The sequence below is a fragment of the Hymenobacter guriensis genome (genome assembly GCF_015773195.1).
Taxonomy (GTDB): Bacteria; Bacteroidota; Bacteroidia; order Cytophagales; family Hymenobacteraceae; genus Hymenobacter; species Hymenobacter guriensis.
Genome location: NZ_JADWYK010000001.1, coordinates 24,144 through 45,478 on the forward strand (window position 1 = coordinate 24,144; position 21,335 = coordinate 45,478).

A 21,335-nucleotide genomic window follows, 5' to 3' on the forward strand; every position below is an offset into this window, starting at 1 on the left:
TGAACCTGTCAAGGCATGACAGCCGCCTGATCCCACTCCCAACTCTGCTTTTCCCGATGAAAAAGATACAGCTACTTACCCTCACGGCGTCGCTGCTGGCCGCGTCGGCTACTTCATGCAACGACAAGGACTTCCTGGACGTCTCGCCGCGCGGGGCCCTGAGCGATGAGAACCTGAACACGCCCGAAGGCGCCGAAAAGCAGGTCATTGCCGCCTACTCCGCTCTGGCCAACGACGGCTTCACGGCGCCCTTCAGCTCGCTGTGGCCCTACGGCAACCTGCGCTCCGGCGACGCCTACAAGGGCGGCGGCGGCACCGGCGACATCGAGGGCTTCCACTTCTACGAAACCTTCACCTTCAACCGCCCCGACATTAGCAACACCGACGAGGTATGGTTCCGTCTCTACGTGGGTATTTCCCGCGCCAACGAAGCCCTCAACCGGCTGAACAAGGTGGACATGCCCAACAAGGCCATCCGCCAGGGCGAGATGCGCTTTTTGCGCGGGCACTTCTACTTTATCCTGAAGGAGCTATTTGACCGCGTGCCCTACATCGACGAAACCGTGCCCGTAGCCGACTACGAGAAGATTTCGAACGTGGACCTGACCAGCCAGCAGCTTTGGGACAAGATTGCCGCCGACTTCCAGTTTGCCGTGGACAACCTGCCCGCTTCGCAGGGTGAAGTTGGTCGGGCCAGCCAAGTGGCGGCCAAGGCATACCTGGCCAAGACGCGCCTGTTTCAGGCCTACGTGCAGGACGACAACCACCAGGTTACCAGCATCGACCAGGCCAAGCTGCAGGAAGTGGTGCGCCTCACCGATGAGGTCATCGGCACCGGCAAGCACAGCCTCTCCCCCGATTTCGGCAACAACTTCCAGTCGCAGTTCGACAACGGGCGCGAGTCGGTGTTTGCCATTCAGTTTTCCAAGGACGACGGCACCCCCCGCGGGCGTATCAACCAGGGCAACAAGCTCAACTACCCCATGAACGCGGAGTTTGGCTGCTGCGGCTTCCACCAGCCCAGCCAGAACCTGGTCAACGCCTTCAAAACCGACGCCAAGGGCCTGCCTCTGTTCACTACCTTCAACACCACCAGCCTCACCGAGCCGGCCGACTTCCAGAACAATGCTGTGGACCCGCGCCTCGACCACACCGTGGCCATTCCTACCCACCCCTGGAAGTACGACCCATCCTTCGTGTTTCAGCGCAGCTGGGTGCGCGTACCTGATATCTACGGCCAGTTTATGTCGCAGAAAGAGCTGGTGGGGCCCAAGGACCAGAGCTTCCAGAAGCTGCCGCCCTTTATGAGCAGCACTAAGAACTGGGCCGTCATCCGCTACGCCGATGTGCTGCTGTGGAAATCCGAAGCTCTCATTGAGCTGAACCGCGCCGCCGAGGCCCTGCCCCTCATCAACGAGCTGCGCCGCCGCGCCGCCGCCAGCACCACCCTGCTCAAGGACATCAGCGGCCAGCCGGTATCTAATTACCGCATTGGGGAGTACGCCGCCGACCAGTGGACCCAGGAATACGCCCGTGAAGCCCTGCGCTGGGAGCGGCGCCTGGAGTTTGCTATGGAGGGTACTCGCTTTTTCGACCTGGTACGCTGGGGTATTGCCGCCGACTACCTGAACACTTATCTGAGCGTGGAGAAAACCCGCCGCCAGTACCTGCAAAACGCCCAGTTCCAGCGCGGCCGCGACGAGTACCTGCCCATTCCGCTCAACCAAATCAACTTCAGCAAGGGCCTTTACAAGCAAAATCCGAACTGGTAGCTGGCCGGCCCGTCGGCCACGCTAAAAATTCATCGGACCGAGCACCCTGGTGGTGGTAAGGGGATAGACCAGCATCCTGCCGCCGGTGCCCAGGCGACCAGCAAAATACGTTCGTCGCCCACCAATGGCCATGATGTCGCCAGTTGGGTCCGGTTCGGTGTTTTTTTAGCTAACCAGCTCTTTTACAGCCTCCCATCCACTAGAAAGCACTGCCGGGTCCCGAGCCGGTTTCTTTCTGCATTTTTGATTCGCGTGAAAAACAACAACGTCTTCTTCTGGTCCCTGGTCGTGGCGCTGGGCGGCTTTCTGTTCGGCTTCGACACGGCCGTTATTTCTGGGGCCGAAAAAGCCATTCAGCAGCTCTGGGGCCTGAGTGCCGGCGAGCATGGCTTCACCATTGCCGTGGCCCTCATCGGCACGGTTATCGGCGCCATCTTCGGCGGCATTCCTTCCGATAAGCTGGGTCGCCGCCAGACGCTGATCTGGATTGCCGTGCTCTACTTCGTGTCGGCGCTGGGGGCAGCCTTCACCTCCAACTGGTACGCGTTTATGCTGTTCCGCTTCCTGGGCGGGCTGGGCGTGGGTGCCTCCTCGGTTACGGCTCCGCTGTATATTTCGGAAGTGGCTCCGGCTGCCCGGCGCGGGCAGATGGTGGCCATGTTTCAGTTCAACATTGTGTTTGGCATCTTAGCGGCCTATCTCTCCAACTATCTGCTCACGGGCGCCGGGGAGCAGGACTGGCGCTGGATGCTGGGCGTGCAGGTGGTGCCGGCTCTGGCGTTTTTCCTGCTGCTGTTCCGGGTGCCCGAAAGTCCCCGTTGGCTGCTCAGCCAGGGCCGCGTGGAAGAAGGCCGCGCCGTGCTGCGTCGCATCGACGCGGCCGGTGCTGACCAGCTGGTAACCGACATTCTCACGTCCAACGCGGCCGACGAGGCTAGCGGGGGCCGGTCGTTGTTTGCCCGCCAGCACCGCGGGCCCGTCATGCTGGCCGTGCTGTTTGCCTTGTTCAACCAGGTGTCTGGCATCAACGCCATCATCTACTACGCCCCGCGCATTTTCGAAATGACGGGCCTGGGCAAAAGCTCCGCCCTGCTCTCCTCGGCCGGGCTGGGACTGGTCAACTTCGCCTTCACCCTGCTGGCCCGCCGCGTCATCGACCAGTTTGGCCGCCGCAAGCTCATGCTCATCGGCTCGTTTGGCCTGATAGCCACGCTGGGTTTGGTAGCCTGGACGTTCTACACCGAAAACTTCCAGGCCCTGGGCGGCCTGCTGGTACCAGCGCTGCTGTTCGTGTACATTGCCTTTTTCGCCTTCTCGCAGGGGGCCGTTATCTGGGTGTTCATTTCCGAAATCTTCCCTAACACCGTCCGCGCCAAGGGCCAGGCTTTGGGCTCCAGCACCCACTGGGTGATGGCCGCTCTCATTGCCTTCACCTTCCCGTCCCTAGCCGAAAAACTGGGCGGCGGCAACACCTTTGCCTTCTTCTGCTCGATGATGGTGCTCCAGCTCTTGTTTGTATGGCGCATGATGCCCGAAACCAAAGGCACTTCCCTGGAACACGTGGAGAAAACCCTCGTGCTGCACTAACCGGCCGATTGGCCGCGGCAGTGGAAATAGTATCTACTGCTACGTAGACCCTAGCCGCTGCCTTCACACCCGCACCGGCGACCCTACTGCTGCAGCTCCCTAATACTTTGTCCAAAGCCCTTTGCTGATGACTACTCGACTTCCCAACCTTGAAACGCCCTCCTTTGCCTGCTTTGGCGAAGTGCTCTGGGACGTGCTGCCCACCGGCCAACAGCCCGGCGGCGCCCCCTTCAACGTGGCCGTACACCTGCGCCAGCTGGGCCTCCCTGCCGACCTGATCAGCCGCGTGGGCGACGACGAGCTGGGCACCGAGCTGCTGGCCTTTATTGAAAGCAAAAACCTGCGCCTCAACTACGTGCAGCGCGGCCATACCCACCTGACGGGCGTGGTGAAGGCCAACGTGGACGACACCCACGAAGTCACCTACAAGATTGTGCAGCCCGTAGCCTGGGACTACATCCACTACGACGCTGCTCTTGAAGCCCTGGTCCAACAGGCCGATGTGTTTGTGTTTGGTTCCCTGGCTGCCCGCCAGGCCGGCACCCGTGAAACCCTCTACCGTCTGTTGGAACACGCCCGCTTTAAGGTATTCGACGTAAACCTGCGCCCTCCACACTACACCAAAGACGTGGTGCGCTACCTGCTCGAAAAAGCCGATATGGTCAAGCTGAATCATCACGAGCTGGCCGAAATTATGGCCTGGTTCAGCGAGGAAACCGATGAGGCAGCTGCCCTACAGTGGCTGTCCGCCCGGTTTGATCTGCAGGCCGTGTGCCTCACCAAAGGCGCTGACGGCGCCATCCTGTGGGCCAACAACCAGCTATACTCGGCTCCCGGCGTGCCGGTAGCGGTTAAGGACACCATCGGCAGCGGCGACTCCTTCCTCGCGGCTTTGCTGAAAGGCCTGCTGACTGGCCAGGAGCCCGGTGAGGCGCTGCGCTTCGCCTGCGCTACCGGCGCCCTCGTAGCCACCCACGCCGGCGCCACGCCCACCTTCCAGGAAACCGATGTGCACACCCTGCTGGCTGCACAGCCGGTGTAACCTCACTCACCCCATGAACAAGTCCTTGTTACTGGCCCTTGCGGCCCTGAGTATTGCCACCGCGGCCCCGGCACAAACTGCCGCTCCCGCGCCACCTGCTACGCCCCAGTATCGCCCGGCCTACCATTTCTCTCCGGCCCGCATGTGGATGAACGACCCCAACGGCATGGTGTACCTCAATGGCACCTACCACCTGTTCTTCCAGCACTATCCCGAGGGCATGACCTGGGGACCCATGCATTGGGGCCACGCCACCAGCCGGGACCTAGTAACCTGGCAGGAGCTGCCCATTGCCCTCTACCCCGATAAGCTGGGCATGATCTTCTCCGGCAGTGCCGTGGTAGACGCCAACAACACCGCCGGCTTCGGCAAAAACGCGCTGGTAGCCATCTTCACGCACCATAATCCCGACGAGGAAAAGAAAGGCACTGGCCACCACCAGTATCAAAGCCTGGCCTACAGCCTCGACGAAGGCAAGACGTGGACGAAGTATGCCGGCAACCCCGTGCTGTCCAACCCCGGCATCCAGGACTTCCGCGACCCCAAAGTGAGCTGGCACGAGGCCTCCCACCAGTGGGTGATGACGCTGGCTACCAAGGACCGCATCACCTTCTACGGCTCCCCCGATCTGAAAAGCTGGAGCAAGCTCAGCGAGTTTGGGGAGAAGTTGGGCGCCCACGGCGGCGTATGGGAATGCCCCGATTTGTTTCCGCTTACCCTGAACGGCAAAACGCACTGGGTGCTGCTGGTGAGCATCAACCCCGGCGGGCCCAACGGCGGCTCGGCCACCCAGTACTTCGTGGGCCAGTTCGATGGCAAAACCTTTACGCCCGCTTCTACCACCCAGAAGTGGATTGACTGGGGCACGGACAACTACGCTGGCGTAACCTGGGGCAACACCGGCCCCCGCAAGCTCTTTTTGGGCTGGATGAGCAACTGGGCGTACGCCGAGAAAGTGCCCACCTCGCCCTGGCGCAGCGCCATGACGGCCCCGCGCGAGCTGGCCCTGCAGCAGGTAGGCGCGGAAACCTATGTGACGTCCTTGCCAGTGAAAGAGCTAACCCAGCTGACGCGAATAGACAAAGGCAACCGGGCTAGCGTAACGATGGAAAACCTGACCGTGAAGCCAGCGCTGAACATCAGTGAGAAGCTGAAGCTCACCGCTCACCCGCAGTTTCAACTCAAGCTCACCACCAAGCAGCTTACCGACATGGCCCTGGTGCTGTCGAACGAGAAAGGAGAAGAGCTGCTGATTGGCTATGACCAGAAGCAAAACCAGTACTACATCGACCGCAGCAAAGCCGGCCAAACGGGCTTCAGCGACAAATTTCCCGGCCGCCACGCTGGCCCGCGCCTGGCCACCTCGCCGGGCGCTGAGCTCACGCTGCTGTTCGACGCGGCTTCGGTGGAGCTGTTTGCCGATGGCGGGCTGACTACGATGACGGAAATCTTCTTCCTGAGTCAGCCCTTCAGCAAAATAGCCCTCCGCGCCCCCGGCGGCCTCACCGTTGATGCTCTCACGTACACGCCCCTGGCCCTTAAAAAAGGGAAATAGCCGCCTGACTGCCGGCCTGCTCCATTCCCACATTTGCCTCGACTCATGACGTTTTCTCACTTGCCTGGCCGGGGGCTCCTGGCCCTAGGGCTGCTATTGCCTGCGTGTCAGGAAAAAGACCCGGCTAAGCCCAAGCCGCCCGTCTCCGACCCCAGCAAAAACCTGGTGTGTACCGTTGGGGCCGAGCGCAACGACTACAGCATCTTCCCGAAGGTCGCCGACGGCGCGGGCGTGGGCGACGTGATGCCCTACTTCGACGCGGCTTCCGGGGCCATGTACATCTACTACCTGAAGGATGTGTGGAATGATGCGACCAACCAACGTCACCCCTGGTACGGCTTCCAGACCACCGACTTCCGGCAGTACACCGAGCTGCCGGCCGGGGAGCTGCTGGCCTCCTCTTCCGGCGACTGCGCCCAGGACCGCGCCATCGGGACGGGCAGCGTGCAGGAACTGAACGGCACGTACTACGCCTTTTATACCGGCCACAACCCCAACGCCACCAATTGCGGCCACCGCAAAGAGGGTATTATGCTGGCTACTGCGACCGGCCCGGCCCAAAAGTTTACCAAGAACCCGGCCTTTACCACCCTCTACGTGCCCAAGGGCCAAGGCTTCGATGAGCAGGACAACTTCCGGGACCCATATTTGTACCTCAACGACGAAACCAAGCAGTACGACATGCTGGTGGCCGCCCGCCAGAACAACCGGGGCGTGGTTGTGAAGTACACGTCGGCCGATTTGCTGGCCTGGAGCTACCAGGGCATCCTCTACGACGGCGGCGCCAGCAGCTACGTGATGCTGGAGTGCCCGCAGCTTTTTAAAATCGGCAGCACTTACTACCTCACGTTTTCCGACATCACCACCCGTAACTTCTACTACCGCAAGAGCGCCTCGCCCGCTGGCCCCTGGAGCCCGCCTGCAGGCAACGACCGGGTAGATGGCAGCGGCCTGTACGCGGCCAAAGTGCTGAACAACACCGCTACGGGCAAGAACTACCTTATCGGCTGGGTGAACCGCTACCAGAACAACCAGGACGGCGGCAGCTGGTGGTGGGGCGGCAATCTGGTCACGCACGAGCTGGTGCAAACCGCCAACGGCGACCTGACCGTGCAGCTGGTGCCCGCTCTCAAGACCTACCTCGAAGCCCAAACCGAGCTGCTAGTGCGCGTGAGCCGGACGGCTTCCGCCGCCCGCCCCGATTCCAGCACCTATGTGCTGGCCGGCCCCGCCACCGGCCCGCTGGCCAACGTGCTGTTCAAGCCCCTGAACCTGACGCGCTACAAGATTAGCGCTACCGTCTCGTACACCGACGCAGCCAACGACTTTGGGTTTATGCTGGGCGCCTGCGACGGCACCAACGAGTTCTACAGTCTGCGCTTCGTACCCAGCCAGAACCGCTTCAGCTTCGACCGCATCAACCGGAACAGCCTTAACCCCGGCACTTCCCCCGTGGCCGATGTACCGTTCCCGATGCAACCCAATACCCCCTATACCGTGGACATTGTGCAGGAAAACTCAGTGGTGGTGGTGTACCTGAACGGTATTGCGGCGCTTTCGTCGCGCATCTACAAGGCCCCGCGCACTTCCTGGGGCATTTTCGCGGATAAGAGCACGGCCACCTTCCGCAACCTCACCGTCACGAAACCCTAGGCCGCGCCGCCAGCCTGCTCCCGCTTTTTCCTGGCTTGCCACTCCGCGCCTAAACGCGCGGCCGGGCTCGTCTTGCCTTTTCTTTTCACCCTTCATCCTCCCTTCTTTCCCATGAAAAAAACCTTTACCCTCGCCATAGCGGCTTCTCTGGTGGCTGCTTCCCTCAGTGCCCGGGCGCAGACCATTGCCGTGGATGGTGTGCTGTCGGCCACCGAAATCAGCTCCTCGGGCTAACAGCTGCTGGGGCGCTACACCAACCCCCACAGCTTTGGTGACGCTGGCCTACTGGCCCTCTACGCTACCGCCGATGCCACCAACGTGTACTTCTGGCCGGCACGCTGGAAACCGATGGCTCCCCAGGCACGCTCAACCACGTGCGCAACTCCCTGCAACTATATATAGCCCGCCCCGGCGTGGCGGCCGTGCCGGTGAGCACCGCGCTGCCCGAGCCCGCCGCTAGTACGCCTATCACCTCCTTCAAGCGCGTGTCGGCCAAGCTGGATTTGCCAGGTGACTTCGCCATTGGGGTGAAGGGCAACGACTTGGCCAATCAGGTGCAGGTAGATGGCGTGGTATACCGTGCCGGCCGGCTACAGCCGTTACCAAGCCTCTCAACGCCAACGGCGCCAACGTGCTGACGGGGTTCCCCGTCACCATTACACCACCCAGGCCACCGGGGCGTACGCGCTGTTCGCCAACGCCGTGGTAGCCTTTCGTAACAGCACCCGTCTGTCTACCAACCCCGGTACAGCCACCCAGGGCGGCGCCGGCTCTACCGGCCTCGAAATTTCCATGAGACGCGCCAGCTTGGGCTTACCGGCTGCCGGTGGCGCGCTGGAAGTGTATGCCCTCCAGAATAATGCCGACGGGGACTTCTTCTCTAGTGACGTCATTCCCCAAAACCCGGCTCCCTCTACCGTCGCCGGCAATGAAGGGTAAATGTAACTGAGCTATGCTGTCTGATGAGATAATTGACTAGGAAAAAAATGAAAATTCCCAGTTAGCTCAAGCTACTCACTTCTCCCCTATCCACCCAAAAAAGTCAAGACAAGAACTGCTTCCTAAAAACTAACCGTTGGCAAAAAATAAAAAACCCTCTTAGCGTTGTGCTAAGAGGGTTTGCGTGATTCCGCTGGGATTCGAACCCAGGACCCGTACATTAAAAGTGTACTGCTCTACCAGCTGAGCTACAGAATCGTTTACTTTGCAACCGGCGTTGCTTATTCGCTGATTGTGGCACAAAAGTAGAGGGCCTTGTCGTATCCTGCAAACGTTTTGCTCAAAAAACTGCACTTTTTTTTTCTTTTGGGGCTGTTGCTAAGCCAACCTGTTAGGGCCCAAAAGGATAGCCTATGCCTTCAAAAAGCCGATTCTCTGTTTGAATCGGGCCAGTTGCTCCAGGCTTACCCACATTATCGCCAGGTGTTGCGGCAGACCAGCATCCGCCAGCTAGTGCGGATGGCCTACATTCAGGAACAACTGGGCCACTACCCGGCCGCCCTGTACTACCTAGCAGTAGCACAGCGGCGCTGGCCAACCGCCGCTACCTGGAATAAAATGACAGAGTTGGCCCAGGCCAACCGGCTGGAAGGCTATGCCTCCTCCTGGCAGTCCAGCATCCGGCTGAGCCTCGAGCGATACTATATGCCCCTGCTGGAGGTGCTCCTGACGGTAGCCGTAGCTGTGGGTACCGTTCTGCTGGCGCGGCTCCTGAAGCGCCGGCCCGTGGAGACTGGCTGGTGGGTTGCGTTTGGGGTGTACGTAGCGCTGCTGGCAGGCTTTGTAAATGTGTTTCAGCCCGAGCAAACCGGGCTGGTTTGCCGCGCCCAGGCGGTGATAATGAGCGGGCCAGGCGCGGGTGCCAGCTGGCTTACCGTAGCCGCCGCCGGTGACCGGCTGGTCGTGCAGGGCCGGCAGGATATCTGGTATAAAGTCCTCTGGCATGGTCAGACAGCCTACATTCGCCAGGGCAACCTGCTGCTGGTCGAGTAGGATTATGCTCACTCAACCAGCAGCCAGACAAGGCGGTGAAGCCCTGTCTTGGCGGCAACCTAGCGGACGAAAGCACCGCTTTGGACTATGGAACTCCAAGCCACCGTTTACTTCACCGGCGAGTTTTTCTCTTTCCGGAAGTGGTTCAGCACGAGCTTATCGGCCAGGCCCGGCAGCAACTTGTTTACCCACACCGTGAGCTTGCCCTGCGTGGTAAGCACTAGGTCGCGGCGGCGCTGCTGCACGGCGCGCAGCAAATGACCGGCTACCTCCTCACTGCTCATGATATTGCCCTCATCCAGCGGCGACTCGCCCTGCTGGGAGCCGTCGGCGGCCAGCGCTACGTTGCGAATGTTGGAAGCGGTAAAGCCGGGGCAGGCTACTAGTACATGCACACCCTGCGGCAGCAGCTCCGTACGCAAGGCTTCCAGAAAGCCCTGCATAGCAAACTTGGACGCCGAATAGCCCGTGCGCCCCGGCAGCCCCCGGTATCCGGCAATGCTGCTCACGCCCACAATAGAGCCTTTCGCGGCCAGAATATAAGGCAGCGCAAACTTGGTGGTGTAAACGGTGCCGAAGAAGTTGGTTTGCATGAGCTGGCGGATAACTTCCAGTTCGGCATCCTGAAACAGGGCCCGCATGGAGATGCCCGCGTTGTTCAACAGCACATCCAGCCGACCAAATGCCGCTACAGTCTCTTCCACCGCCCGCTGTGAATCGGCCTCACTGCCCACATCCGCCCGCACGGTCCGGTGCTCGATGCCCAAGCTTTGCAGCTCAGTTGCCGTTTCGCGCAGACGCTCCTCGTTGCGGCCGGTGATAACGACTTTCGCGCCGGCCCGGCCGAATACCACGGCGCAGGCCCGACCGATGCCCGACGTACCGCCGGTGATAAGCACTACTTTTCCTTTCATGAGCACAAAGCTATAGGAAGATGCGCAGGGCTGCGGTATGGTGGGGAGCTGTAAACTACTTTTTTGAACGCTCCTCCCCATACGACACCGTGACGCGGCCTTGTTCCTGGCAATCTTTGATTTTAGAGTAATCAGTCTTCCCGGTCAAGGTATCTTATGCACCTCCGGGCTTTATGCGCTAATTTTGTCTCCGTGAGGAAATCCGTTAAAAACATTCCCGCGGAGCTGCTCCGCGAAGTCGAAATTACCGACATGGTGGCCGAGGGCAAGTGCCTGGTGCGCCGCGAGAACCTGGTCATCTTCGTCACGCAGGTAGCCCCCGGCGACGTGGTGGACCTGCGCGTGACCAAGGCCAAAAAGAACTTCCTGGAAGCCGTGCCCACGCATTTCCACAAGTATTCGGAGCTGCGCGTAACGCCGTTCTGCGAGCATTTCGGCACCTGCGGCGGCTGCAAGTGGCAGCATTTGGGCTACGATACCCAGCTCCGGTTCAAGCACCAGCAGGTGGCCGACACACTGCAGCGCATTGGTAAGGTGGCCCTACCTGAAATCCTGCCCATTCAGCCTTCCCCCGACCAGACATACTACCGCAACAAGCTCGAATACACCTTCAGCCACAACGGCTGGCTCACGAACGAGCAGATTAACAGCGGCCATAACTACGAGCGGCGCGTGCTGGGCTTCCACATGCCCGGCCGCTTCGATAAGATTCTCGACATCAACCACTGCTGGCTGCAACCCGACCCCAGCAACCAGATCCGGCTGGCCGTGCGCGATTACGCCCTGGAGCACGACCTGCCCTTCAACAACCTCGTCACGCAGGAGGGCTTCCTGCGCAACCTCATCATCCGGACGGCCAACACCGGCGACCTGATGGTGATTCTGCAGTGCTACTACGCCCACGACGCGCTGTTTCCGCTGCTGGATTTCCTGCACGAGCGGTTCCCGCAAATCACCTCCCTCAACTACGTACTCAACGACAAGGGCAACGAAACCTTCCACGACCTGGAGGTGGTGTGCTACCGGGGCGAGCCGCACATTCACGAGGAAATGGAAGGCCTGCGCTTCCGCGTCGGCCCGAAATCCTTTTACCAAACCAACTCCGAAGGCGCCTACAACCTCTACAAAATCACGCGCGACTTCGCCCGGCTCACCGGCTCGGAGCTGGTGTATGACCTATATACCGGGGCCGGCACCATCGCCAACTTCGTGGCCCGGCAGGCGAAACATGTCGTGGGTGTGGAGTATGTGGAATCGGCCGTGAAGGACGCCTACATCAACTCCGAAATCAACGGCACTACCAACACCGAGTTCTACGCCGGTGACATGAAGGACGTGCTCAACGCTGAGTTTATCCAAAAGCACGGCCGCCCCGACGTGGTCATCACCGACCCGCCCCGCGCCGGCATGCACCCCGAGGTAATAGCCCGCCTGCTCGAAATGCGCGCCCCCCGCATCGTGTACGTCAGCTGCAACCCTGGTACCCAGGCCCGCGACCTGGAGCTACTGGATGAGGCCTATAAAGTGGTAAAAGTGCAGCCCGTGGATATGTTCCCGCACACTCACCACGTAGAGAATGTGGTACTGCTAGAGTTGAAATAAATTATGGGCGTACAGTATGAATTGGTAAACATTGATAAAAAGGAGGTTATATCCTTTTCCGGAGTTGATACCGGCACCAAGTTACGTGAACTGGCAGGGACAATTGTTGCTAGTAACATTATCACTTGGTATTTACTTCAGAATATAGGTGACCGAATCAGTTTTATAGACGACATGACTGAATCGCTGATATTATTCGGCAGCCTTTATAGCAGAAATGCTTTCGCTACTTATCAGGATGTTACCTTCCAAACAATTGATCAGCTAGTTGAAGCGGACGTTTTACGGAGAGTAGGCACGAAATGGATTGATGAGGAAGAAGGGCTTTCTTATGAAGTCCTACAAAATATCTGGGACCCAGCTTTACCAGACAACAAATAAGTCATGGACTACACCAACGACCCCGAACTGAACGCTTCCGTTACGCACCAATTCTGGGGTTGGAAGCATAAGATTCAGGGAGTGCTGCAGCGGCTTTCACTGCTTTCTAGTTATGCCTATTCCGAAGTAGATTCTGATCCAGAGACTTATGGCTTACAAAACCCTTCACAAACCCTGACTTTACCACGCCTGTTCAATGCGAAGAATTGAGTACTTAGATAGTGTGCGTGGCCTAGCTGCTTTTGCTGTAGTAATATACCATTTCATAGGTTGGCGGTGGGCAGAGACGCTGGAGTTTAAACTCGGCGCCATTTTATTTAACGGCAGCGACGCTGTGTCCTTATTCTTTGTGTTGAGTGGGTTAGTTTTATCATGGAAGTATTTCGAGCCTGACGCCTCACTAGTCGTTGATGGAGCCCACTACCAGCATTTTACTGTAAATCGGGTAGTACGCCTGTATCTTCCCTTGTTGGTTGCTTTGGCTGGATATTATCTCTACGGCCATCGGCACGATGGGCTTACCCAGTTGCTTTCTGATTTTGCCACTAATAAGCATCACTGGGTTGAAGAAGTCCTGCTGATCCGAGGGAAGCATGATCTATATATCCCAGCCTGGACCTTGGAGGTAGAAATGGCAGCGTCGCTATTTATACCCTTTTTAGCTTTATTGCTGCGCTTCAACCGTCAACTGTTTAAGTTTGCGGTTGTAGGCATATTAGTATTAGGTTCTACCGTTATTTTCTGGCCGCTATTTCACTTTTGCCTGGGTATGTGGCTAACATATTACTTCCGGCGTATAGCTGCCTATGACGCCCGACAAGCCGCCTGGTATCCGTATCGGTACGGCATATACGCTTTGGTTCTGGCACTATTCTCCTTGCGCCACATCACGCGCATTTTCCCATTGGGCGAAATCAGCACCTACTGGCTAGGCTTACTGCGGCTAGATATATTTCATTTTACGGGTGTCGCGGCAGCCCTTATTCTGGCCTATATCATCAACAGCCCGCGTCTGCAACAGGCTTTAGTGAAACGGCCGTTTTTGTTCTTGGGTCGCATTTCCTATAGCGTATATCTGTTGCACTGGTTTTTTGTTGTGTATGCGATGGATCATTGGGATAAGCTAGCAGCCGCATTTCCTTCCTCTTTGGCAGCCTTCTGGGGACTCTTATTTGCAGTAGTATGCAGCACATTGCTTGCTGCTACCCTCTTTAATATTTTGATAGAGCGCCCGGCCATCCGCCTTGGGAAACACTTGGCCGACCGCTTCGTACGTCTCCCTAAGGCTGTACCATTTCATAATTCAGCTTTCTGATGGACTATACCAACGACCCTGAACTGAACGGAAAATACCTCGGCACCATCACCAAGGATTTTGCCACCGTTTCCGATACCCTGAGCGAGGCTTCCTCGCAGATCCGTAAGCGGGATATTTCCAGGTACCCCATCTTTGTGTTTGCCCGCCAGGAGGTGCCGCTGGACGGCCTGCTCATCAACGCCGATGAGCTGAACCTGGAGTGGCACGTGTTTGCCAGCTACCTGGAGTTGTTTGTGCAGCAAGGCATTATCAGTCCGGATGGCATCGAAGCCTTTCAGAGCACCTACCGCGACGCCGACGAGTACTGCTGCCTGTTCGTGCTCGACGAGGAGTTCACCAACTTCGTCTACATCCCCTACCCGGAAGATTAAACCACGGATTCGCTCGGATTTTTCGGATTCCAGCGGATTTTGTGGACGATTATATCAACTAAAAAGCCTCGCACATGCGAGGCTTTTTAGTTGATCAGCATTTACGACGCGTTGGTTGTGTCATTCCCAAAATCCGTGGAATCCAAAAAATCCGAGCGAATCCGTGGTTCCTTCCGTGGTTAAAAGTGGTTGAAGCCCTGGGCGCGGAGCGGCACGGGCTGGCCGGCTTTGGTAATGAGGTTGGCGCCCTCGCTCTTCTCCACCATGTGGCCGATGATGGTAATATCGGGATGGTTCTTGATTTTGTCGTGGTCGGAGAGCGGGACAGTGAAGAGCAGCTCGTAGTCCTCACCGCCGTTGAGCATGCACATGATGGGGTCGAGGTTGAACTCCTCGGCCACTTCCAGCGTGGGGTTGGCAATGGGCAGGTTTTCGGTGAACACGCGGGCCCCGGTGCCGCTGGCCTGGCACAGGTGCAGCACTTCGGAAGCCAGCCCGTCGGAAATATCAATCATGCTGGTAGGCACCACGCCCAGGTCGCGAAGCTCGTGCACCACGTCCATGCGGGCCTCGGGGCGGAGCTGACGCTGGAGCACGTAAGGGTAGTTTGCCAGTTCGGGCTGGGTTTCGGGGTCGGCCTGCCAGGCTTGCTTTTCGCGCTCCAGCACCTGCAGGCCCAGGTAGGCCCCACCCAGGTCGCCGGTCACGCAAAGCAGGTCGTTGGGGCCGGCTCCGCTGCGGCGCACGGCCTTGCCGGCTTCGGCCTGGCCCAGGGCCGTGATGCCAATGGTGAGACCCGAGCGGCTGCCGGTAGTGTCGCCACCCACCAAGTCCACATTGTAGGCCTCGCAGGCCAGCCGGATGCCCTCGTAGAGTTCCTCTACGGCTTCCACCGAGAACCGCGCCGGCACGCTTAGGGCCACCACGATCTGGGTGGGCAGGGCGTTCATGGCCGCAATATCCGACACATTCACGGCCACAGCCTTGTAGCCCAGGTGCTTGAGCGGACAGAACGTGAGGTCGAAGTGTACGCCTTCCACCAGCAGATCGGTGCTGACGACTAGTTCCTGCCCGGCCGCGGGCGCCAAGATAGCCGCATCGTCGCCGATGCCCAGAATGGTGCTGGGTTGCTGAAGCTGCACGGTTTGCTGGATGCGGCGAATCAAACCAAACTCACCTACTTTATCTAACGGGGTTACGTCACTCATGGCATTTCGTCTTTCAACATTCCCAGCGCGGCCGTACCATAACTGGCCGCCGTGCTATTCTCAACGGCAAAGATAACCGGCTTAGTCGCTATGCTTCGGCGCGCGCCTAAAACAATGGTGCCGCTCCCCGTTCGGGAAGCGGCACCGTGCTTGGCAGGTAGTCGGCGGTTGAAGCCGACGGCCTGAGAAGTGGTTACTTAATCACCAGCTCTTTGTAGACCGTCAGCTGACCGTCGGTGCTGGTGCACTGCACGAAGTACAGGCCAGCTTTCAGCTTCGATACGTCCAGAGTCAGGTTCACGTCGGTCTGGTTGCGGGGCTGCACCGAAATGCGCTGGCCCATATTGTTGAGCACCGTGATAGTACCCACCTTCACGTTGCGCAGCGAAATGTTCACTTTGCCGCCCTGTGCCGGGTTGGGGTAGATGCTGATGCCGGTGTTGAACTTGTCAAGCGTCTTCAGGGTAACGTCGTAGGTACCCAGGTCGAAGTCATACTCGTGGGAGCCCAGGCGGGAGTAGTCCTGGCCGGCCGGGTTGTTGGAGCCATCCGGGCCGTTGAAGGCCGTGGAGTACATCATCCAGGTGTCGGAAATAGCATAACCACCGGTGTTAGCGACCGGAGGAACCGAGCCCGGTACGTTCTGGGGGAGCGGGTTGATGCGGATACCACCCGAAACATCGGGCCGGCGAATCAGCGACTGGTTGGCCGACGATACGAAAACCGATTTACCATCCGTAGTATTATCGGCAGCGTTGGTGCTGCTCCAGTTACCGCCGGTAGTGCCATCCTTTTTCAGGGGTTGCTCACCGATTACGCCAATCAGATCCACGATGACACCAGGGCCTACGCCTGCCTTGCCGCTGGCGTAGCGCACTAAGGCTACCGCGTCGTCGCCGTTGAAGTAAGCCACGCCACCACCTACCAGCACATCCGGGCCGGTCACGGGAGCATGTCCGGCACTCAGTTGGTCGGCTACCGTCAGGATTTGCGACAACGAGGATTCACCGCTGGCAAATACGAAAACTTCGGCCGGTAGTAAGGTATTTTCCCCCGTAGCCCGGTGCAGCTTTTCCTCTTCCGTTACAGTAGTAGAGCCATTGGAATAGCGACGTACCGAGTATGCGTCCAGATTTACCGTTGACTTGGTGGGGTTGAAAATTTCCAACGCCCGCTCACTGCCGGTCGAAGCCTTGGGGTTCGACTCGGGGTACTTCACGCCGTTCTGGTGGGCGCCTTCGGTATACTCGGAAAAGAACAGCTCACTGGCCTGGCCGAACGAGGCCGATGCCGTGAGTAGCAGTGCTGAAAGTACTGTGTAATGTTTTTTCATGGTGCAATGGGTAAGTGTACAAACCGGCCCAAAGATACTGTGCAATTCTTGTTTACCGACTTCTCACGTCGTGTATTCTGCGAAGATCAAACTAAAACGTAACAGGAATTTCACTATACTTCCCTGCTGATAGGCACACTTGCTAACGAACGTTCGGAACCCTATCTTTGTTTACTCAGCAGCCCCATGGAAACCACTGCCACTCCCCTCTCGCGCAAAGCCCAGATCGACCAGGTAGCCACCGGGCTGTTTCGACAGCGGGGCTATGCGGCCACCAGCATGCGCGAGCTGGCCGCGGCCCTGGGTATTGAAGCCGGTAGCATCTACTCCCATATCCGCTCCAAGGAAGAGATTCTGCACCGCGTCTGTTTTGACCTGGCTGAATCCTTTATGGCCGGCCTGCGCACGGCCCAAACCGCCGAACCGGCGGCTTCGGCCGCCACTCAGCTGCGCCGGGCCATCGAAAACCATGTGCGGGTGCTCATTGCGGATACCGCTTCCTCGGCCGTGTTTCTGCACGAGTGGCGCCACCTCAGCGAGCCGGCCCACACCGAGTTTCAGCACCTGCGCCAGCAGTACGAGGCCGAGTTCCGGGCCCTGATTGCCCAGGGGGTGCAGGCCGGCGAGTTGTATACGCCCGACCCGGCTTTTGCCGCTCTCACGCTTTTGGCCAGCCTCAACTGGCTGCCCAACTGGTACCGCCCTGAGGGCACGCTCACGCCCGACCAGATTGCCCAGCGCCTGACCGACCAACTTCTCGACGGTTTAGCGTATTAAGCTTTTCCTCTCACGCTTCCTTCTCCACCCAGTTATGTACGGCTCCGTCAGCACCCACGACATTCCGGCCCAGGCAACTACCGGCCTCGAAAACGAAGACCCGCAGCAACTGGCCGAATTTGAGGCCCGTATTGCGCGCGGCGAGAAAATCGAGCCCGACGACTACATGCCGGCCTTGTACCGCAAGCAGCTTATCCGCATGATTGAGCAGCACGCGCACTCCGAAATCATTGGGTCGCTGCCGGAGGGCACCTGGATTACGCGGGCCCCAGGCTTCCGCCGCAAGATGGCCCAAATGGCTAAGGTGCAGGACGAAGTAGGCCACGCACAACTTTTGTATTCGGCCGCCGAAACTTTGGGCAAGTCGCGGGAGGACATGCTCACGGACCTTATCAACGGCAAAAGCAAGTACTCCAACGTCTTCAACTACCCCACGCCTACCTGGGCCGACTCCAACGCTATTTCCTGGCTGATTGACGCGGGTGCCATTGTCAATCAGATGGCCAACGCCCGCGGCTCCTACGGTCCGTACTGCCGGGCCCTGGAGCGGATTTGCGCCGAGGAAAGCTTCCACCTCAAGTATGGCCACGATGCCGTGGTGCACATGGCGACGGGCACGCCCATTCAGCGGCGCATGATGCAGGAAGCGCTGAACCGTTGGTGGCCGCCCATCATGACGTTCTTCGGCCCGGCCGACAAAGCCAGCCAGCACACCGAAATCCTGATGCGCTGGAAGGTAAAAATGGCTTCCAACGACGACTGCCGCCAGCAGTTTCTGGACATGTATGTGCCGAAAATCCTGGAAATCGGTCTGACCATTCCCGACCCCAACCTGCGCAAAAACGAGGAAACCGGTAAATGGGAATACACTGAGCCCGACTGGGAAGAGCTGCGCCGCGTGATTAACGGCGACGGCCCCTGCAACCAGGAGCGTCTGGCCGTGCGCCGCGCCGCTGAGGAAAACGGGGCCTGGGTGCGCCGCGCCCTGCAAGCCAAGCGCCAGGCTCCCAAAGCAGTTCGCCCGTTAGCTTAATTATGAATGCTGAATTATGAATTGTGAATTATGAATTCGCCCGGTTACTGCCTTTGCGTGAATTCATAATTCGTAATTCGTAATTCATAATTACCCCCCGATGCTTTCTTCCCTTGACCCGCGCATAGCCCGCCTGGCGCTTCCCGATACGGCTCCGGCACCTACGCCCAAGGCGGCTTTCGACCAGTTTGAGACGTTCGAGGTCTTTCACCAGAAGAAAGACGGGGCCGCCTACACCTACGTAGGGCCAGTACACGCTCCGTCGGCGGATGTGGCCTTTCTATTTGCCAAGGAGCAGTACAGCCGGCGCTTTGCCTGCACCGGCATGTGGGTGGTACCTACTAGCGCTATCAACCTCACGCCCTACGTGGGCGACCAGGAATCGGTGTACGATGGGGTTTCGGCTATTGTACCAACGGCCGACGCGCCAGCTGAACCCCAGGAGTACGCCATTTTTCACCTCAAAAAGCGCGGCAAGGCCCACACGAACGTGGGCCTGGTACGAGCTGCCTCGGCCGCCGATGCGCTGTATCAGGCCAAGCTGACTTTCGGGGAGCAACGCCCCGTGGTAAACGTGTGGGTGCTGCCGTGGAACGAAGTGCTGACCCTGGACCCTGCGGACCGGGACATCTGGCTGACGACCCCCGAGAAAAAGTACCGCGACGCCATTGCCTACAAAGTGCAGGACCGCATTGAGCGGTTCAAGCTGGAAACAGGCACCAAGTGAGAGGTAATGAGGTAACAGGCCACCCGAACAAACCTGTCATCTGTTACCTGCTCCGTGTCACTTAGTACCTGTCACCTGTTCCTTCTTTCTATGACCGACCCTAAAAAAGACCTGCTGTACCGGCTGGCCGACGACCAGCTGATTCTGGGCCACCGCAACTCCGAGTGGAACGGCTTGGGCCCGATTCTGGAAGAAGACATAGCCTTTTCGTCGATGGCCCAGGACAAGCTGGGCCACGCGCTGCAGCTGTATTCCTTGTTGCACGAGCTGGGCGAAGCGGAGCCCGATACGGTGGCTTTCACGCGCAATGCGGCGCAGTTTCACTGTTCCCAGCTGGTGGAACTGCCCATCGGCGACTACGCGTTTTCGCTGATGCGCCACTTTCTCTTCGACCATGCCGAACTGCTGCGCTTTGAGGCGCTGGCGGCCAGCTCCTACGAGCCGCTGGCGCAAGTGGCCCGCAAGCTCAAGGGTGAGCTGAAGTACCACGTGCTGCACGCCAATACTTGGATCCGACAGCTGGGCACCAGCACCGAAGAAGCCCTGGAAAAGCTCCAGGCCGCGCTGGATCTGACCTTGCCCTACGCTTTGGGTCTGTTTGAAAAAACCGAGGCCGAGCCCGCCATTATTGCCGAAGGCCTGTTCATTGGCGAAGACGTGCTGCGGGCGCAGTGGCTGGAAAACATCAGCCGCGTGCTCAACCAGACGCAGCTGGAACTACCCGACCTTAGCGCCATTACGCCCGTGGGCGGTGGCCGCCACGGGGAGCACACCGAGTTTCTACAACCCCTGCTCGACGAAATGGCCGAAGTATTTCGCCTCGACCCTACCGCCGATTGGTGATTCCTGAGTTGCCGGTTGCCGAACAAATTACTTGAGAACTATCAACCGCCAACTTGAACATGGACGAATCCACCATCCTTTCCTGGCTCGATGAAGTGAAAGACCCGGAAATTCCGGTGGTTTCCCTGGTGGATCTGGGGGTCATTCGCCGCGTGCAGATCGGGGCTGACGGCCATGTGACGGTGCGCATGACGCCCACGTTTTCGGGCTGCCCGGCTATGGACTACATGCGCCGCGACGTGGAAAGGGTGCTGCGGGAACACGGCGTGCCAGGCTATACCGTGGAAATGTCGCTGGAAGAAGCCTGGAGCAGCAATGACGTGACGGAGCGCGGCCGGCAGGCCCTCCGCGAGTTTCGCCTGTCACCACCGCCCGCCCACCAGGGCATCATCGACCTCGACATTCTGGAATATGCTGAGTGCCCGCACTGCGGCTCGCACAATACGGAGCTTCGCTCACCGTTTGGGCCTACGTTGTGTCGGGCCTTGCACTACTGCCACAACTGCCGTCAGGGGTTCGAACAGTTCAAGCCTGTATAGTTAATAGCTTCTCAATTGGGAGTGTTTTTCCAGCTTTTGCCGTTATTCAAGTCTTATTTTCATTTGTTGCTTGCATGAAGCTGATCCTGAAGCCCTCCTTGTGGCTGGCGTGTATTCTCCTTTTCACGGCCGCCTGTAACCGTACGCCCAAACCCCTCGACCCCGCTTCGGCCAAAGCGGTGAAAGTGCAGCTCGACGTGCTGCAGGACACGGTAGCTAGCTGCTGGACCGAGATGATAGCCAGCGACGACGCTAAACTTAGCGCTACCAGTCAGGTGCTCCGCGCCTTGGCCGAGCAGCCCGGTACTGACCGCGTAAAGGTGCAGCAGCTTACCCAGGCCAACAACCGACTGAAGGCTTTGCGCTACGACCAGCAGTCGATGCGGGAATCAGCGCGGATTGATGCCTACGATGCGGCCCAGGACTCTTTGCTGCGGGCGTTGTACCCAGTGGCGCTGCCCGAGGCCGGCCAGCCCAACGAGCTGGTGCGCAACCTCACCGAAGGCATCCAGCAAACCGATAATGAAGTGGTAGGCTTCCGCGTGCGCTACGACCGAGCAGCCAAGCACTTCAACGACTATCTGCAGCTGCACCAACCAGAGCTGCAGGAGTTAGGTGGCAAGTATGCCAAGCTTCAGCCCCTACCGCTGTTTACCATTCAGCTGTAGCAGACGGCCTCTCCGGAAGG

General features: G+C 58.8%; 23 protein-coding genes and 1 tRNA gene. 20 read left to right on the plus strand and 4 right to left on the minus strand.

Annotated features, from left to right (window positions below; all coding sequences use genetic code 11):
* Window positions 1-56: 56 nt before the first annotated feature.
* The 8 genes from I5L79_RS00090 to I5L79_RS00120 all read left to right on the plus strand — a co-directional run bounded on the left by I5L79_RS00090 (window position 57) and on the right by I5L79_RS00120 (window position 8,548).
* Window positions 57-1,772, plus strand: a complete 1,716-nt coding sequence (locus I5L79_RS00090; protein ID WP_196952986.1) for a RagB/SusD family nutrient uptake outer membrane protein — start codon at window positions 57-59, stop codon at window positions 1,770-1,772.
* A gap of 252 nt (window positions 1,773-2,024) precedes the next feature.
* The gene (locus I5L79_RS00095; RefSeq protein ID WP_196952987.1) at window positions 2,025-3,359 is read left to right on the plus strand and encodes a sugar porter family MFS transporter; all 1,335 of its coding nucleotides are present in this window, start codon (window positions 2,025-2,027) and stop codon (window positions 3,357-3,359) included.
* A 127-nt stretch (window positions 3,360-3,486) separates the two neighbouring features.
* Window positions 3,487-4,401, plus strand: a complete 915-nt coding sequence (locus I5L79_RS00100; RefSeq protein WP_196952988.1) for a carbohydrate kinase family protein — start codon at window positions 3,487-3,489, stop codon at window positions 4,399-4,401.
* 13 nt (window positions 4,402-4,414) lie between these two features.
* Entirely contained in the window at window positions 4,415-5,956 is a 1,542-nt protein-coding gene (locus I5L79_RS00105) for a glycoside hydrolase family 32 protein (RefSeq protein ID WP_196952989.1), read from the plus strand.
* A 45-nt stretch (window positions 5,957-6,001) separates the two neighbouring features.
* The gene (locus I5L79_RS00110) at window positions 6,002-7,609 is read left to right on the plus strand and encodes a glycoside hydrolase family 32 protein (protein ID WP_196952990.1); all 1,608 of its coding nucleotides are present in this window, start codon (window positions 6,002-6,004) and stop codon (window positions 7,607-7,609) included.
* Window positions 7,610-7,720: 111 nt separating this feature from the next.
* Window positions 7,721-7,843: a hypothetical protein gene (locus I5L79_RS23450; RefSeq protein WP_262894837.1), complete on the plus strand. Its 123-nt coding sequence runs from the start codon at window positions 7,721-7,723 to the stop codon at window positions 7,841-7,843.
* A 140-nt stretch (window positions 7,844-7,983) separates the two neighbouring features.
* On the plus strand, window positions 7,984-8,247 hold the full coding sequence (locus I5L79_RS00115; protein ID WP_196952991.1) for a hypothetical protein: 264 nt from the start codon (window positions 7,984-7,986) through the stop codon (window positions 8,245-8,247).
* A gap of 64 nt (window positions 8,248-8,311) precedes the next feature.
* The gene (locus I5L79_RS00120) at window positions 8,312-8,548 is read left to right on the plus strand and encodes a hypothetical protein (RefSeq protein WP_196952992.1); all 237 of its coding nucleotides are present in this window, start codon (window positions 8,312-8,314) and stop codon (window positions 8,546-8,548) included.
* 185 nt (window positions 8,549-8,733) lie between these two features.
* Here the strand turns inward: I5L79_RS00120 and I5L79_RS00125 are convergent.
* Window positions 8,734-8,806, minus strand: a tRNA-Lys gene (locus I5L79_RS00125).
* Between the two features lie 228 nt (window positions 8,807-9,034).
* On the opposite strand from I5L79_RS00125, the gene I5L79_RS00130 reads away from it, so the two are divergent.
* The gene (locus I5L79_RS00130) at window positions 9,035-9,601 is read left to right on the plus strand and encodes an SH3 domain-containing protein (protein ID WP_196952993.1); all 567 of its coding nucleotides are present in this window, start codon (window positions 9,035-9,037) and stop codon (window positions 9,599-9,601) included.
* 107 nt (window positions 9,602-9,708) lie between these two features.
* Here I5L79_RS00130 and I5L79_RS00135 read toward each other — a convergent pair whose 3' ends face one another.
* Window positions 9,709-10,515, minus strand: coding sequence for an SDR family oxidoreductase (locus tag I5L79_RS00135; protein WP_196952994.1), 807 nt, complete (start codon window positions 10,513-10,515; stop codon window positions 9,709-9,711).
* A 192-nt stretch (window positions 10,516-10,707) separates the two neighbouring features.
* On the opposite strand from I5L79_RS00135, the gene rlmD reads away from it, so the two are divergent.
* The 5 genes from rlmD to I5L79_RS00160 are packed head-to-tail and all read left to right on the plus strand — an operon-like array spanning window position 10,708 to window position 14,187.
* Complete coding sequence (rlmD, locus tag I5L79_RS00140; protein WP_394368777.1) at window positions 10,708-12,117, plus strand: 23S rRNA (uracil(1939)-C(5))-methyltransferase RlmD; 1,410 nt, start codon at window positions 10,708-10,710, stop codon at window positions 12,115-12,117.
* A 3-nt stretch (window positions 12,118-12,120) separates the two neighbouring features.
* Window positions 12,121-12,498 carry a hypothetical protein gene (locus I5L79_RS00145; protein WP_196952995.1) on the plus strand — a complete coding sequence of 126 codons (378 nt, stop codon included), beginning with the start codon at window positions 12,121-12,123 and terminating at the stop codon, window positions 12,496-12,498.
* Between the two features lie 3 nt (window positions 12,499-12,501).
* Window positions 12,502-12,708, plus strand: coding sequence for a hypothetical protein (locus tag I5L79_RS00150; protein ID WP_196952996.1), 207 nt, complete (start codon window positions 12,502-12,504; stop codon window positions 12,706-12,708).
* Window positions 12,695-13,813 carry an acyltransferase family protein gene (locus I5L79_RS00155; RefSeq protein WP_196952997.1) on the plus strand — a complete coding sequence of 373 codons (1,119 nt, stop codon included), beginning with the start codon at window positions 12,695-12,697 and terminating at the stop codon, window positions 13,811-13,813. The genes I5L79_RS00150 and I5L79_RS00155 overlap by 14 nt, the downstream gene beginning before the upstream one ends.
* Window positions 13,813-14,187, plus strand: coding sequence for a hypothetical protein (locus tag I5L79_RS00160; RefSeq protein WP_196952998.1), 375 nt, complete (start codon window positions 13,813-13,815; stop codon window positions 14,185-14,187). The genes I5L79_RS00155 and I5L79_RS00160 overlap by 1 nt, the downstream gene beginning before the upstream one ends.
* Before the next feature lie 179 nt (window positions 14,188-14,366).
* Here the strand turns inward: I5L79_RS00160 and thiL are convergent, their stop codons facing one another.
* The gene (thiL, locus tag I5L79_RS00165) at window positions 14,367-15,395 is read right to left on the minus strand and encodes a thiamine-phosphate kinase (RefSeq protein WP_196952999.1); all 1,029 of its coding nucleotides are present in this window, start codon (window positions 15,393-15,395) and stop codon (window positions 14,367-14,369) included.
* Between the two features lie 193 nt (window positions 15,396-15,588).
* Entirely contained in the window at window positions 15,589-16,728 is a 1,140-nt protein-coding gene (locus I5L79_RS00170) for a T9SS type A sorting domain-containing protein (RefSeq protein ID WP_196953000.1), read from the minus strand.
* Window positions 16,729-16,914: 186 nt separating this feature from the next.
* Here I5L79_RS00170 and I5L79_RS00175 point away from each other — a divergent pair, with 186 nt between their 5' ends.
* The 6 genes from I5L79_RS00175 (at window position 16,915) to I5L79_RS00200 (ending at window position 21,315) form a co-directional block, all read left to right on the plus strand.
* Window positions 16,915-17,505 (plus strand): TetR/AcrR family transcriptional regulator, encoded by a 591-nt coding sequence (locus I5L79_RS00175; RefSeq protein WP_196953001.1) that lies wholly within the window; start codon window positions 16,915-16,917, stop codon window positions 17,503-17,505.
* Window positions 17,506-17,539: 34 nt separating this feature from the next.
* A complete protein-coding gene (paaA, locus tag I5L79_RS00180) occupies window positions 17,540-18,538 on the plus strand; it encodes a 1,2-phenylacetyl-CoA epoxidase subunit PaaA (protein ID WP_196953002.1) in 999 nt (332 codons plus the stop codon).
* A gap of 100 nt (window positions 18,539-18,638) precedes the next feature.
* Window positions 18,639-19,265, plus strand: a complete 627-nt coding sequence (locus tag I5L79_RS00185; RefSeq protein WP_196953003.1) for a phenylacetic acid degradation b — start codon at window positions 18,639-18,641, stop codon at window positions 19,263-19,265.
* A gap of 90 nt (window positions 19,266-19,355) precedes the next feature.
* Window positions 19,356-20,108: a 1,2-phenylacetyl-CoA epoxidase subunit PaaC gene (gene paaC / locus I5L79_RS00190; protein WP_196953004.1), complete on the plus strand. Its 753-nt coding sequence runs from the start codon at window positions 19,356-19,358 to the stop codon at window positions 20,106-20,108.
* A 59-nt stretch (window positions 20,109-20,167) separates the two neighbouring features.
* Window positions 20,168-20,647, plus strand: coding sequence for a 1,2-phenylacetyl-CoA epoxidase subunit PaaD (paaD, locus tag I5L79_RS00195; RefSeq protein WP_196953005.1), 480 nt, complete (start codon window positions 20,168-20,170; stop codon window positions 20,645-20,647).
* A 74-nt stretch (window positions 20,648-20,721) separates the two neighbouring features.
* Window positions 20,722-21,315: a hypothetical protein gene (locus I5L79_RS00200; protein WP_196953006.1), complete on the plus strand. Its 594-nt coding sequence runs from the start codon at window positions 20,722-20,724 to the stop codon at window positions 21,313-21,315.
* The last annotated feature ends 20 nt before the right edge of the window (window positions 21,316-21,335 follow it).

Coding starts and splice junctions, on each gene's coding strand:
- I5L79_RS00135 (WP_196952994.1), bottom strand. CDS start 10,515: ATGAAAGGAAAAGTAGTGCTTATCACCGGCGGTACGTCGGGCATCGGT.
- I5L79_RS23450 (WP_262894837.1), top strand. CDS start 7,721: ATGAAAAAAACCTTTACCCTCGCCATAGCGGCTTCTCTGGTGGCTGCT.
- I5L79_RS00100 (WP_196952988.1), top strand. CDS start 3,487: ATGACTACTCGACTTCCCAACCTTGAAACGCCCTCCTTTGCCTGCTTT.
- I5L79_RS00145 (WP_196952995.1), top strand. CDS start 12,121: ATGGGCGTACAGTATGAATTGGTAAACATTGATAAAAAGGAGGTTATA.
- I5L79_RS00160 (WP_196952998.1), top strand. CDS start 13,813: ATGGACTATACCAACGACCCTGAACTGAACGGAAAATACCTCGGCACC.
- I5L79_RS00200 (WP_196953006.1), top strand. CDS start 20,722: ATGAAGCTGATCCTGAAGCCCTCCTTGTGGCTGGCGTGTATTCTCCTT.
- I5L79_RS00170 (WP_196953000.1), bottom strand. CDS start 16,728: ATGAAAAAACATTACACAGTACTTTCAGCACTGCTACTCACGGCATCG.
- thiL (WP_196952999.1), bottom strand. CDS start 15,395: ATGAGTGACGTAACCCCGTTAGATAAAGTAGGTGAGTTTGGTTTGATT.
- I5L79_RS00175 (WP_196953001.1), top strand. CDS start 16,915: ATGGAAACCACTGCCACTCCCCTCTCGCGCAAAGCCCAGATCGACCAG.
- I5L79_RS00150 (WP_196952996.1), top strand. CDS start 12,502: ATGGACTACACCAACGACCCCGAACTGAACGCTTCCGTTACGCACCAA.
- I5L79_RS00090 (WP_196952986.1), top strand. CDS start 57: ATGAAAAAGATACAGCTACTTACCCTCACGGCGTCGCTGCTGGCCGCG.
- paaD (WP_196953005.1), top strand. CDS start 20,168: ATGGACGAATCCACCATCCTTTCCTGGCTCGATGAAGTGAAAGACCCG.
- paaA (WP_196953002.1), top strand. CDS start 17,540: ATGTACGGCTCCGTCAGCACCCACGACATTCCGGCCCAGGCAACTACC.
- I5L79_RS00185 (WP_196953003.1), top strand. CDS start 18,639: ATGCTTTCTTCCCTTGACCCGCGCATAGCCCGCCTGGCGCTTCCCGAT.
- paaC (WP_196953004.1), top strand. CDS start 19,356: ATGACCGACCCTAAAAAAGACCTGCTGTACCGGCTGGCCGACGACCAG.
- I5L79_RS00105 (WP_196952989.1), top strand. CDS start 4,415: ATGAACAAGTCCTTGTTACTGGCCCTTGCGGCCCTGAGTATTGCCACC.
- I5L79_RS00155 (WP_196952997.1), top strand. CDS start 12,695: ATGCGAAGAATTGAGTACTTAGATAGTGTGCGTGGCCTAGCTGCTTTT.
- I5L79_RS00110 (WP_196952990.1), top strand. CDS start 6,002: ATGACGTTTTCTCACTTGCCTGGCCGGGGGCTCCTGGCCCTAGGGCTG.